The 13,605-nt window shown below is 57.0% G+C and carries 8 protein-coding genes; 7 read left to right on the top strand and 1 reads right to left on the bottom strand.

The annotated features are described in order from the left end of the window. The first annotated feature begins 71 nt into the window (after positions 1–71). From FHS27_RS27350 to FHS27_RS27320, 7 genes are all read left to right on the top strand, one after another. A complete protein-coding gene (locus tag FHS27_RS27350) occupies positions 72–3,074 on the top strand; it encodes a PSD1 and planctomycete cytochrome C domain-containing protein (protein WP_246421067.1) in 3,003 nt (1,000 codons plus the stop codon). A 257-nt stretch (positions 3,075–3,331) separates the two neighbouring features. Next, entirely contained in the window at positions 3,332–4,732 is a 1,401-nt protein-coding gene (locus FHS27_RS27345; protein ID WP_184309088.1) for a DUF1501 domain-containing protein, read from the top strand. Positions 4,733–4,826: 94 nt separating this feature from the next. Continuing rightward, positions 4,827–6,557, top strand: coding sequence for a sodium:solute symporter (locus FHS27_RS27340; RefSeq protein WP_184309033.1), 1,731 nt, complete (start codon positions 4,827–4,829; stop codon positions 6,555–6,557). A 116-nt stretch (positions 6,558–6,673) separates the two neighbouring features. Beyond that, positions 6,674–7,645, top strand: a complete 972-nt coding sequence (locus tag FHS27_RS27335) for a beta-propeller domain-containing protein (RefSeq protein ID WP_184309031.1) — start codon at positions 6,674–6,676, stop codon at positions 7,643–7,645. 61 nt (positions 7,646–7,706) lie between these two features. Beyond that, positions 7,707–9,266, top strand: coding sequence for a hypothetical protein (locus FHS27_RS27330; protein ID WP_184309029.1), 1,560 nt, complete (start codon positions 7,707–7,709; stop codon positions 9,264–9,266). 591 nt (positions 9,267–9,857) lie between these two features. Further along, the gene (locus tag FHS27_RS27325; RefSeq protein ID WP_246421065.1) at positions 9,858–11,414 is read left to right on the top strand and encodes a sulfatase family protein; all 1,557 of its coding nucleotides are present in this window, start codon (positions 9,858–9,860) and stop codon (positions 11,412–11,414) included. Between the two features lie 137 nt (positions 11,415–11,551). After that, the gene (locus tag FHS27_RS27320) at positions 11,552–13,090 is read left to right on the top strand and encodes a family 16 glycoside hydrolase (protein ID WP_315854713.1); all 1,539 of its coding nucleotides are present in this window, start codon (positions 11,552–11,554) and stop codon (positions 13,088–13,090) included. Here FHS27_RS27320 and FHS27_RS27315 read toward each other — a convergent pair. Continuing rightward, on the bottom strand, positions 13,082–13,489 hold the full coding sequence (locus FHS27_RS27315; protein ID WP_009096817.1) for a hypothetical protein: 408 nt from the start codon (positions 13,487–13,489) through the stop codon (positions 13,082–13,084). The two genes, FHS27_RS27320 and FHS27_RS27315, sit on opposite strands and share 9 nt — an antisense overlap. Positions 13,490–13,605 lie beyond the last annotated feature (116 nt).

The following is a 13,605-nucleotide window of genomic DNA, read 5'->3' as shown; positions in this document are numbered from 1 at the left end:
TCATGAGATATCGCAACCCGCTATAGTGGTCCTCTTCGCGTTGCGAACTGACGCCGTTTGAGAGAAAGCATATGACTGACGTCTCCCGTTTGCGTTGCCTCCTGATCGCTGCCGCTGCGTTCGTGTGGCATTCGAATCAAGGCACTGCGGAAGAGATCGCCCCCCCCGAGTTCACGTCTGAACAGCTCGAGTTTTTCGAAAAAGACGTGCGTCCGGTATTGGTGGAACACTGCTATTCCTGCCACAGCGGAGACTCCGAAAAACTGCAAGCGGGTTTGTTCGTCGACAGCCGCGAGGCGTTGCTGCATGGTGGTGATTCAGGCGAAGCGATCATCCCAGGTGATATCGACGGCAGCCTGTTGATCGAAGCGGTTCGGTTTGAGTCCTACGAAATGCCACCGGACGGAAAGCTGCCCGACGAACAAATCGCGGCGCTCGAACGGTGGATCGAAATGGGCGCGCCGTGGCCCGAAGAAGAATCCGGGGGTGACTTCACGCGTCCCTCTTTTGACATCGAATCTCGGCGCGAGGAACATTGGGTTTGGCAGCCGGTGCAGTCTCCCGAGGTCCCGTCGGTTAAAGATGCGACCTGGCCCCGCGACAAGATCGATCACTTTATCCTCGCCCGCTTAGAAGCCGAGGGTCTGCAGCCGACTCACGATGCAACTCGCACGGCGCTCATGCGGCGGTTGTACTTCGACTTGATCGGCTTGCCGCCGACACCTCAACAAACATCCGAATTCCTCAACGACACATCACCGGCGGCGGTCGAACATCTCGTCGATCAACTCCTCGAATCGCCTCACTTCGGCGAACGATGGGGACGCCATTGGTTGGATCTCGTTCGATACGCTGAATCCCGCGGTCACGAATTCGACGACGACGCACGCAACGCGTTCCAATATCGCGACTACATCATCCGCGCTCTCAACGCCGACGTCCCCTATGACCAATTGGTGCGTGAACACCTCGCGGGCGATTTGCTGTCAACGCCACGTCTGAATCCTCAATCGGGTTTCAACGAATCGGTTTTGGGAACCGGTTATTGGTTCCTCGGCGAGTGGGTGCACTCCCCGGTGGACGTTCGCAAAGATGAATCGGACCGATTCGACAACATGATCGACGTGATGTCGAAAACGTTCCTGGGTGTGACGGTGGCATGTGCCCGTTGCCATGATCACAAATTCGACGCGATCTCGACGGCGGACTACTACTCGTTGTCCGGTTTCTTGCAGAGCAGCGATTACCGTCAAGTTCGATTCGAATCGCTCGAACACAACCGGATCGTCGCTCGCCAAATCGAGGCTCTCGATCGCGACTATCGCGCCCGAATCTCAAGCATCCTCGAACAAAGCCAACTGCCTCAACCGACCGCCGCTGCGTTGGATGTCCCCGCCGTGGTCGACTACGGCAACCTGCCACCGAACGACTACATGCAGAACGGGTTCATTTTCTCGTCGCAACCGACGCAGGTTGGACAACCCTACTGGACCTCCGACGACAACGGCATGTCGTTGCACTTCGCCACCGAAACAGCCGCGATCAATGATCCCATCTGGAACGGACTGGAATCGATCTCCGAAAAAGGGATCGGCAACCGTAACAAACTCGACCAGATTCCGCGTGCCGGTCGAACATTGCGAACACCTACCTTCCTGCTTGAGAACGGACAGGTTAGCTGTCGCGTTCGCGGCACCGGACACGTCGTCGCTTGCGTGGACTCACATCGATTGGTTGCGGGACCGTTGCACGGCGAAACGATCAGGCCAATTAAAGAATCCGACGAATGGGTGACGCTGAACCTAACACGCTACGTCGGTCATCGATTGCACCTCGAGTTCACACCCGCAGAGGACAGCCAATTGGCGGTCGCCTACGTGCTGCAAGGTTCCGAACGCCCGACGATCAAAAAGATTAACCGACAAACCGCGGAGGCATCCGCAGCGGTGGCCGAATACGAAAACGCGGCTCTGAAAGTGATCGGCGAACAAGCCCCCGATCTCGTGGATTCGTGGAAACGCGAGCGAGAAGAACTGCAATCTCAGATCATGCGTCGCTCCCATTTGGCAATGGCGATGATGGACGGGACCGGCGAAGACGATCATGTCCTCATCCGTGGAAACTCGTCCAAACCGGGTGATTTGGAACCACGTCATTTCCTAACTGCCATTTCCTCCAACCAGCCGATGAAAATCAAGGCCGGCAGTGGACGTCTCGAACTCGCTGAACACATCAACGATCCCTCCAACCCACTCACCTCGCGAGTCGCGGTCAACCGGATTTGGCACTACTTGATGGGACGCGGCATCGTGCCGACGCCTGACGACTTCGGCGTACTCGGCCAATTGCCGTCGCACCCAAAACTGCTGGACTATCTGGCAACCGAATTCGACGCCGACGGACGCAGCATCAAGCGGATGATTCGCCGCATCGTTCTGTCGCGAACGTATCAACTCGGCAGCCAATCCGATCCCGACGCGGTCAGCGCCGATCCAAAGAACATGCTCTGGCACCATCGTGCTCCGAAACGACTCGAAGGTGAAATCATTCGCGACTCGCTGTTGTCACTCTCGGGACGTTTTGATTCGACCATGCACGGCGAACCGATCCCCATCCACCTGACGCCGTTCATGGATGGTCGTGGCCGTCCGAAAAAGAGTGGCCCGCTCGATGGGGATGGTCGACGATCGATCTACTCGGCGGTACGGAGAAATTTTTTGTCCCCCTTTATGTTAACGTTCGACACACCTGCCCCGTTCAGCACGATGGGGCGCCGCAACGTATCGAACGTTCCCGCCCAAGCCTTGATTTTGATGAATGATCCGTTTGTGATCGAGCAAACGAAACAATGGGCGACCCGCGCAATCGGAGAATCAGACGACGTCGATCAACGACTGCGTTGGATGTACGAGACGGCGTTCGCGAGACCACCCACCGAGGATGAAGCGATGATGGCACCCGCCTACCTCCACGCCGAAGCGAAGGCACGCAACGTGTCCGAAAATGACGCCGAACTTTGGGCCGACATCGCTCACGCGTTGGTCAACACGAAGGAGTTCATCTTCCTGCCCTGAGCGTGCAAACGGGTGTCCTCGCGTGTACCGCCAGCGGCATTCCCATTCGCCGACACCGCCACTAGCCGACACCGCGGCGCTTCGCAATCGCCTCGCCCCCCACCTCAAACTTGCCCACTGCAAACCTGCCCACCTCGAACCCGCCCCGCACCGAAATCCTGCCTTTCATAATCCTGCCCTCAGGACGCCCACCCATGAATCAAAATTTCCTGTACCCGTGCCAGAGATACCAGTCCGCCCCGACTTCGCGACGAGACATGCTCAAGCGATGCGCGAGTGGATTCGGGGCCGTCGCATTGGCTGGATTGCAAACCGATCCTGCGTTTGCCGCGTCCGCATCGTCATCGAATACCGGCGGTGCAGGGAAAGCCGGCCACGGGCCTCACCACCGTGTCCGCGCCAAAAACGTGATTTTTCTCTACATGGACGGCGGGCCATCGCAGATCGACACGTTTGACCCCAAACCGCTGCTCGATAAGTTCGACGGCAAAGACCCTGGGAAACTGTTCGACGTCGAACCGACGCAGTTCAACAACAACGGCAACGTGCTCGCGAGTCCCTGGAAGTTCAACCAATACGGCGAATCAGGCATTCCGGTCAGCGACCTGTTCCCTCACGTGGCGACCTGCGCGGATGAACTCGCGGTGATCCGATCGATGGTCTCCGAGTTCCCCGAGCACACCTTCGCGAACTACTTTCTGCACACCGGCAGTGGACTGCAGGGCCGCCCCAGCATGGGAGCGTGGGTGAATTATGGCCTCGGCAGTGAGTGTCAAAACCTGCCGGGATTTGTCGTCATCAACGGCGGACTGATTCCACCAGGCGGCGTGGATTGCTTCGGCAGCGGTTTCCTGCCGGCGAGCTATCAGGGATCGATCTTCAAACCAACCGGCAGCGGCGTCGCCAACATCGAACGGACCGAACCCACGCTGGAACGCCAACGCTCCAAACTCGACCTGATCGGGCAACTCGACGGCTTCGCCCCCGACCGATTCGGACAACACGACAGCCTCGAGTCGGCGATCCGAAATTACGAACTCGCTTATGCGATGCAGATGGCGGTTCCCGACGTCATGGCACTCAACGACGAGCCCGCGCATATCCAGCAGGCGTACGGCATGGAATCGGAATACGCTCCAACCCGCACCTATGGGGCGCAGTGCCTGATCGCGCGTCGGATGATCGAGCGAGGCGTGCGTTTCATTGAACTGACGTGCCCGAGCGTCGGTGGCGACCGATGGGACCAACACGGCAGTCTCAAAGAGGGGCACGAAAACAACGCCCGCGCGGTCGACCAACCGATCGCCGCTCTGCTGAAAGATCTTCGCCAACGCGGCATGCTCGACGACACGCTCGTCGTGTGGGCAGGCGAATTCGGACGCACCCCGTTCGCTCAAGGCAAAAATGGCCGCGACCACAACCAATTCGGCTTCACCGTCTGGATGGCGGGCGGCGGCGTCAAACCGGGAACGATCTATGGTGCCACCGACGAATGGGGCTACAAAGCGATTGAAAACCGCGTCGAGATTCACGACCTGCACGCCACGATGCTGCACCTGATGGGCGTCGATCACACACGATCGACGTTCCGCTTCGGTGGCCGCGACATGCGACTGACGGATGTCAAAGGACACGTCATCGATAGCGTGATCGCCTGACCTCGCTGTCGCGAAAACACATTACTGTTCGGTTTCATTTTCCCCACCCGCGACGGCTTTCACGCCACCGCTGAACTCGAAACAAACGTGAACCATGGAGCACTCAACGAGTGAACTTTCTGAGCTAGGCACGCGCGTGCACCTCGGGACGGTCGACATCATTGTCGCAGTCATTTATCTAATCGGAATCGTCGCGATCGGCTTGCTAGCCGCGTGGCGACATAAAAAGCGAGAAGGGGCCGCGGATGAATACTTCCTCGCCGGAAAGAGCCTCGGATGGGCGAGCATCGGCCTGGCACTCTTCGCCACCAACATCTCGACACTGCACCTCGTCAGTTTCGCGCAGAACGGGTTCGACACCGGACTGCTCAACGGCAACTTCGAGTGGATGGCGGGCTTCACCCTGGTTCTCCTCGGACTGTTCTTCGCACCGTTTTACATCCGCTCGGGCATCTCAACGCTGCCCGATTTTCTTGAACGACGCTACAACCGCACGTGCCGCGATTGTCTCGCATTCGTATCCGTCCTGACCGCGATCGTGATTCATATCGCGTTCGCTCTTTTGACGGGCGGCATCATCCTGGAGGAACTGCTCGAGATCCCGATGATCTACAGCCTTCTGGTGTTGTGCGTTTTGACGGGCATTTACACGATCGTCGGTGGACTGCTCGCCGTCGTCGTGACCGAGAGCATTCAAACAATCGTGCTTCTCACCGGCGCCGCACTGATCACTTATTTCGCACTTTGGGAACTCGGCGGCACCGCGGACTCTCCCGGCGGGTGGGACGGCTGGCAAAACCTGTTGTCGATTTTGCAGCGTGAAGGCGAAACGGAAAAACTCTCCATGTTGCGTCCGCACGGTGACCCCGACGGCATGCCGTGGTACGCCGTGTTGCTGGGCTATCCCGTGTTGGGCATTTGGTATTGGTGCGCCGACCAAACGATCGTGCAACGCGTGCTCGGTGCTAAAGACGAACAACATGCACGCCAAGGTCCGATCTTCGCGGGCGTGCTGAAGATATTACCGGTGTTTCTATTTGTGCTGCCGGGACTGCTCGCCTATGCCCTTTTCGTCGACGGACGACTCGACCTATCGATGATCACCGTCGACGGCGAAGTCCAATCGAAAGGCGTCTACGCGAGCATGATCACAGAACTGTTGCCATTGGGCATGCGTGGCATTCTCGTCGCGGCGTTGATGGCCGCACTCATGAGCACGGTGTCCGGAGCGTTAAACTCAATCTCGACTCTCGTCAGCTACGACCTCGTGAAGCGATTCAACCCCAGCGTCAGCGACAATACGCTCGTCCGCGCGGGCCGGATCGCCGCCGCGATCGCGTTGTTCGTCGCCGTCGGGCTCGTTCCCGCCCTGAACATGTTCGAGAGCATCTACAACGGCATGGCGAGCATCATCTCGCACGTCGCGCCGCCAATCACGGCCGTCTTGGTCCTCGGCGTTTTTTGGCGAGGCTCGAGTGCTCGCGCCGCCGCCTCCGTGCTGATCGGCGGATCCATTTTGGGCATCAGTGTCTTCACGATCAACACGTTTGTCCCGGACGGGCTCCTCAACCAACTGCCCGGAGGTTTCATGATGATGGCGTTCACTTTGTTTGTGCTCTGCGTGATCGGCCAAGTCATCCTCAGCCTGATGCTGCCCGATCCGAAACCGGTCGCAGCCGATGGCGTACTCAACGGATCCGAATTGGCGTGGGAAACGCCTCTCGCGGCGTTAAGAATTCCTGGCAAGACTCGATTGGGTGATCCCCGCCTTCTCTCGGCCTTGCTGATCGTCGTTATGGTCATCCTGTACTGGATCTTCCGCTAGTTCCCTCGCCTCCCGCATTCACGCCTAGCCTCGGCGTCATCGATACCCTGCCTCAACATCCATCCTGCGTCCTTTATTCCTTGCCTTCACTCTTGCCCCGCATCGAGAAACCGAGCATGCCAAAGCTTCTCCGAATTTGCTTCATCATCGCGTTCTTTTTCGCGTTTACGAACTCGCACATCAATATCGCTCCGGTGCTCGGGGCAGACGAATCAGATGTCGTGACGCACGGATTTTTGGCATGTGGCAAGACGACTTACATCGTCGGTGAGAGTGGCACGAAAACATGGAGCTACCCGCACTCGACCCGCGACGGATATGTACTCGACAGCGGCGAGATCGTTTTAACACTCAGCAAATCGAAAAAACATCCCGGTGGCGCCGTCGTCGCGATCGCAACCGACGGGACCGAAACGGTCTTGTGGAAAGGCAGCCAAGCCGAAGTCAACAGCGCCCACCCGACGGACTCAGGAACGTTGGTGATTACTGAAGCCGGCAACAACCCGCGTCTAGTCGAAATCGATCGCGACGGAAACGTGTTGGTCGAGTTCTCATTGCAGTGTCAGAAACCGAACTTTCACATGCAAACTCGAATGGCACGCAAACTCAGCGACGGAACGTACCTCGTTCCTCACTTGCTGGACTTTGCCGTTCACCAATATGACGCAGAAGGGAATGTGTTGAACAAGATCGACACGACCGTTCCGGGTGACACCGAGCGTAAAATCCATTCTTGGCCCTTCACCGCGATCCGCCATCACGACGGCCACACCTTGGTTTGCTGCACCAACGGCAATCGCGTCGTAGATTTTGACGAGAGCGGAGAGATCGCGTGGCAACTCACTAACGAAGATCTCCCTGGGCCGTGGTTACAAGATCCCTGCGGCAGTCAACTCCTTCCCAACGGCAACATCGTCATCACGAGTTACGCGGGCGGTCGAGCCGACGTCAACGCTCCCAAATTGATCGAAGTCAACCAGGAGAAAGAAGTCGTCTGGACCTATTCCGATGGGCAGAAAGTCGGAATCCATCACTTCCAAATTCTCACGACCAACGGGCAAAATCTCGCAGGGCCGATCCTCAAATAGTTCTTGCGGTCTATTGCAACTGGCACGATGAAAGCAAACGTCTGATGGAAGCAAACAACCGATGAACGTCCTCCGACACATCCTGCTGCTCACGTTCGTTTGTGTCAGCACATTCCTATCGTTTCCCACTCAGGTAAACGACGCGGCCCCCGATGCGGGCGTGGTCGCGTATGAGGACTTTGGCGCCGTCGGTGATGGCGTCCACGATGACCTGCCCGCAATCGTTCGAACGCACGAACATGCCAACGCCAACGACATGGCCGTCGCGAGCAACCCCAACGCGACCTACCACCTCGGTCGCACGGCGTTGACTGCGGTCATCATGACGGACACCGACTGGAGCACGTCGCGTTTCATCATCGACGACACCGATGTGGACGATCACAAACGGACGCTATTCGAGGTTCGCAGCCGACTGCGACCTGAGGAATTGACGATCCAAAAACTCAAACGTGATCAGAAACATTTGGACCTGGCGATCGACACGGATTGCTACGTCACGGTGACAAACCAAAACATCAAACGTTACATCCGGCGCGGAAACAACCAGAACTCCGGAACCTCCCAGCGTGACAGTTTCATACTCCACCGTGACGGACGGATCACGGGAGACATTGATTGGGATTACGACAAAATCGACCGGGCGGCGGCGTTTCCGATCGATCAGGCGCGATTGTTCCTACGCGGTGGCATCTTCACCACCACCGCCAACCGAATGAAGCAGGACGTGGGTTACAACTATTGGCAACGTAACATTCTGATTACGCGATCCAATACCGAAGTTGACGGAATCGTCCACCACGTCGTCGGCGAAACCGCGACGGGGCATCCTTATTCAGGATTCATCAACGTCAAAGAATGCGCGAACGTGACCCTGCGCAATTGCTTCGCCACCGCGCACAAGACCTATCGCACGATCGGCGCCGCTGGCAAACCCGTCAGCATGGGATCCTACGACTACAGTGCCAACGGCGTGGTCAATTTCACGATGATCAATTGCCGGATGGAGAACATCACTGACCGTTCTCGCTGGGGAGTCATCGGGACGAATTTTTGCAAGAACATTGTTCTGGAAAACTGCGTGCTCAATCGCATGGACACGCACATGGGCGTCTCAGGACGCTATGAAATCCGTGGTTGCACGCTCGGTTACATGGGTTTGAACGCGATCGGACGCGGTCTCCTCACGGTCGAAAACTCGACACTGCATGGTCGCTCGCTCATCAATTTCCGTGACGACTATGGCAGCACCTGGAACGGGGACATCATCATTCGCGATTGCCAGTGGATTCCCAACTCCGGAAAGAAGTGCGATCCGCATCTGTTTAACCTACGAAACGACGGCACTCACGACTTCGGTTACCGCTGCTTCATGCCTCACACGATCAAGATCAACGGACTGCACGTCGACGACTCGAATCACTCGGACGCCTATGAAGGCATCTACCTCTTCTCGGACCCCGGCGGAAACTCGCAATCAAACGCTGCTTTTCCGTACGCGTGGTGTCAAAGCATCAAGATAGAAAACCTAACCGCCACGAGCGGTAAGCCCATTCGCATTTCACCGAATCCCCACCTCGCCGAAAGCGTTGAAGTCACCTTCATCGATGCTGCCAAATAACGGCACGTGGCGTCATCAGCGCGAGTGCGAAGGACAAAGAACAGCGAGAATATGAATTCGTTTGTCGATCGATAATGCTGATGACACTTGATCTCGAGCATCTCAAATGATGACGTGCCCGAACACAGTAGCTGAATTCATTAGAATTCAATTCCCCGACGTCTGGCGTCATCGGCTTTATTTATTTTCGGAATGCTCTCGTCACCCGTCAAACTGGCACGCCCACCAAACGCTCTGCGGGCTAGCAACTTTTTCGGCGTCAAACCAAAACAGTACGATCTTGACTCGCGGCACATTCGAACGATGCAAAACGGACACTCTGTGATTTTCCTGACACGTCTGGCAAATCGAAACTGCGAGACAAACGCCGAGAATGCCTTCTCATTGATGCATGACGGCGCCGGTCGGTCTATGCTGTTGGGACCGCGAGCGATGCCATTGAGCAATCCGGCAAAGCCCGACCCGCCTCCGCATCCTACCTCCCTAACCCGCCGTCACTCCCCACCCGATGCATCCTTGAGTCATCTCGTTTGAGTTCTCGAAGGCGTCAGCATCTGCCTTCCGTCGTTAGCCGTTTCACCGAGGATCCCCATGCCACCTCTGCCCCCGTCACGTCTCCTCCCGGCACCGCTCACGTCGATGCTGATTGCGTCAACCCGCAATGTGCCCGCTACACGAGAACCAATCGCTGGCGTCCTATCGGCCTGTGCCGCATTGGTGTTGGCGTGGTTCGTTTCGTTTGGTCAGATCAACGCTGCCAACGCCGCGGAAGGTGAAACGGAATCCGCAGAACGCCCCAACGTAATCGTCATTTTCACGGACGACCAAGGCTACGGTGATTTGGGTTGCTTCGGTTCGACGACAATCGCGACACCCAACATTGACCGCATGGCGAAAGAAGGCCGCACGTACACGAGCTTCTACACCGCATGTTCGGTCTGTTCGCCCTCACGTGCGGCATTGCTCACCGGTTGTTATCCCAAACGCGTCGGCATGCACCGTCACGTTTTGTTCCCCAAGAGCGACTACGGTCTTAACGCGGCGGAATACACCATCGCGGACCATTTGAAATCGGCCGGCTACGCGACCGCCTGCGTGGGCAAGTGGCATCTCGGTCACCACCCTGAGGTCCTTCCTCGGGCAAACGGTTTTGATTCCTATTATGGAATCCCGTACTCCAACGACATGAACCATCCGGCCAACCAAAACAAACCACGCAACGCGTCGGACGAACTATGGGCCGACCAAGAATCCTGCGTGAACCTTTGGCAAACGCCATTGTATGAAAACGAATCCATCATCGAACTCCCCGTCGACCAGCGAACGATCACTCGCCGATACACCGACCGGGCGATCGAGTTCATCACTGCGAATCAGGAACAACCATTCTTTTTGTATCTGCCGCATTCGATGCCACACATTCCGTTGTACGTCCCCGATGATGTCTACGACCCCAATCCCAAGAACGCGTACAAATGCGTGATTGAGCACATCGACGCGGAAGTCGGACGGTTGATGGACACGGTTCGAGAACTCGGATTGTCGGAAAACACGATGGTCGTTTACACCAGTGATAACGGACCGTGGTTACGTTTCAAGAACCACGGCGGAACCGCGGGCCCACTGCGAGACGGCAAAGGCACCACGTTCGAAGGCGGCCAACGAGTTCCTTGCGTCATGTGGGCACCTGGACGGATCCCCGCGGGCACCACCACCGACGCGTTCACGTCAACGATGGATCTCCTCCCAACGATCGCGGCGGTAACCGATCATCCGCTGCCCACCGACATCACGATCGACGGTTACGATATTTCGAGCACGTTCGCCAGCGACGAGTCGCCTCGAAATGAACTCGTTTTCTACTCCTCAAAAGGATTGCTCGAAGGCATCCGAGTGGGGAACTGGAAACTGCTGGAAAAACCCGTGCCGGGCAAGAAGATCCAAGGCACCAAGAAAGGCCAGGATGCCAGTTCGATCAATCGCATCCTCTCTGACCTCAGCAACGACATCGGTGAGAAGGACAATCGGTTTGCCAGCGAACCCGAAATCGCTCAACGACTCAAAGCCAGAATGGTCGCCGCGGACCAAGAAATCACCGCAAACGCCCGCCCCGTATGGCGTCAGACGGAACCAACGACGTCGAAATAACCACTCTAAAACGCATGTTTACCGACACTGTCATGTCAACTTTCCCTCCCCCATTCCCCACGAGAACGATGTTGCCCTCCTATCCCACCCAAGGCATGCGCCTCTTCTGTTGCCTAATGCTTCCTCTCTTCGCAGCCGTGAATTCGCACGCAGATGATTCCGCAAAGGCTTCGCCGCCCTACCAAACGTTTTCACTGTGGAGCGATTCGGAATTGGGGAATACGGAGTCAGACAATACGGAAGTTTTCGAAGCACGGGGAGTTTCCAACGGCTGGATGACGAAGATCAACCGCCCGACTCTCGCGGTCTATCGGCCAACACCTGAGTCCAATACGGGGACGGGCATTGTTATTTGCCCCGGTGGCGGATACGGCGGATTATCGATCGAAAAGGAAGGACACGCGGTCGCTCAGTGGATGGCCGAACAAGGTGTCACCGCGGGCGTGTTGAAGTATCGCTGTGGCGGCGGTGCGAACCAGCATCCCGTTCCCTTGCAAGACGCACGTCGAGCGATCGCGATCATGCGAGAAAACGCAGCGCAATGGGACCTCAAAACCGACCAAATGGGCATTCTCGGATTCTCAGCCGGTGGCCATCTCGCGGCGAGCGTCGCGACCGACGAAGAGGCCGACATCAACTACGCCGTCCTCGTCTATCCCGTCATTTCCATGCGGGAAGGCGTCACTCATCAAGGTTCGCGCAGAAACCTATTGGGCGACTCTCCCACCGAGGAACTCTCGCGTGAAATGTCGCGTGACGAACAAGTCAACGAGTCGACCTGCCCGACATTTCTCATGCACGCCGGCGACGACAAAGCGGTTCCGGTCGAAAACAGCCTGCGGTTTTATGCGGCGATGCAAAAACACAACATTCCCGGTGAACTGCATATCTATGATCGCGGCGGTCACGGGTTCGGAATGTATCGCGGGGATCGCCCCGTCGATCAGTGGCCTGATGCCTGCAAGGCTTGGATGCAAATGAACGGTTGGATCGCAAAAGAACCAACCGGCGATACGACCGCTGCGACCGATTCGGTGCACGCCGCGATGGACGACACCCAACCTGGGTGGACTTCATTGACCGAAGATGACTTCGCCCACGTCAACAGCAACGACGACACGTGGAGTTGGCACGATGGAGTGCTGCACTGCACGGGTAGACCGGTGAGTGTCCTGAGGACTGCGAAACAGTACGAGAACTTCGAACTCGTGGTCGAATGGATGCATGAGAAACCAGCGGGCAACTCGGGATGTTTCGTTTGGACGACTCCCGAATCGATCGAGAAACTAACTGAGGCTGCCAAACCGGGTCTGCCTGACGGCATCGAAGTTCAAATGCTCGACCACGGGTACACCGACATGATCCGCCAACGTGGCAAAGACACGTCGTGGTTCGGAACCAATGGCGACGTCTTTCCGGTGCGTGTCCAAATGACCCCGTTCCCTCCGCTCTCACCCGATGGAAGCCGCAGCTTTCCTCGCAAACATTTGGCAAAGGGACACGGACAATGGAACCAGTACTACGTCCGGGCGATCAACGGCGAGGTGCGATTGTGGGTTAACGGCGAAGAGGTTTCCGGAGGCACCGACATCGAACCGGCCCAAGGTTACCTCTGCCTCGAAAGCGAAGGCTCGCCGATTCAGTTCCGCAAGCTTCGCATCCGAGAACTACCCTAACGTTTCCGGGGTCTTCGGTTTAACGAGGCAGTGGAACCCGAAACACGGTTCCTCATCGACACGCTCGGCCTCGGCGTCGCTAAGAATCTCTTGCACCTGTTTCATGCGTTGCGGATCCAGTGCCGCGGAAATCACCCGTTGGTTTCCGTCGGGACCGATCACCACCGTCGTTAATACCGCGACGGTGTTCTCATGCTGCAACGCCGCGATGATGTTTTCACCGACCTGCTGCTCTGAATTCTTGATCGTGGTGACGAACTGAGCGATTTGCTTTTTGTCTACATCGTTGGTCACGTGCTGCGACAAAGATCCGGGCAGCGTTTCTTGCAGTTCGCCGTTTTGGGATGATTCGGGAACATCGTCTGTTTCGACATTGGGCTTATCAGGTTGGGACGCCATGTTGAGTGAGGCCTAGCGAGGTGAAAAGGATTGCGGACAAAGGAACGCGTAAGCAAGTTCGAAAAACCGTGCCTCCATTCTAAGACGAAAAGGGAACAGCCAACCAAATCACGCGT

It is taken from the genome of Aporhodopirellula rubra (assembly GCF_014192335.1).
GTDB classification, from domain to species: domain Bacteria; phylum Planctomycetota; class Planctomycetia; order Pirellulales; family Pirellulaceae; genus Rhodopirellula; species Rhodopirellula rubra.
Note: the sequence above shows the minus strand (reverse complement) of the source record. Positions and strands in the feature narration are given on the sequence as shown.

Coding starts and splice junctions, on each gene's coding strand:
- FHS27_RS27330 (WP_184309029.1), top strand. CDS start 7,707: ATGAACGTCCTCCGACACATCCTGCTGCTCACGTTCGTTTGTGTCAGC.
- FHS27_RS27335 (WP_184309031.1), top strand. CDS start 6,674: ATGCCAAAGCTTCTCCGAATTTGCTTCATCATCGCGTTCTTTTTCGCG.
- FHS27_RS27325 (WP_246421065.1), top strand. CDS start 9,858: ATGCCACCTCTGCCCCCGTCACGTCTCCTCCCGGCACCGCTCACGTCG.
- FHS27_RS27340 (WP_184309033.1), top strand. CDS start 4,827: ATGGAGCACTCAACGAGTGAACTTTCTGAGCTAGGCACGCGCGTGCAC.
- FHS27_RS27315 (WP_009096817.1), bottom strand. CDS start 13,489: ATGGCGTCCCAACCTGATAAGCCCAATGTCGAAACAGACGATGTTCCC.
- FHS27_RS27350 (WP_246421067.1), top strand. CDS start 72: ATGACTGACGTCTCCCGTTTGCGTTGCCTCCTGATCGCTGCCGCTGCG.
- FHS27_RS27345 (WP_184309088.1), top strand. CDS start 3,332: ATGCTCAAGCGATGCGCGAGTGGATTCGGGGCCGTCGCATTGGCTGGA.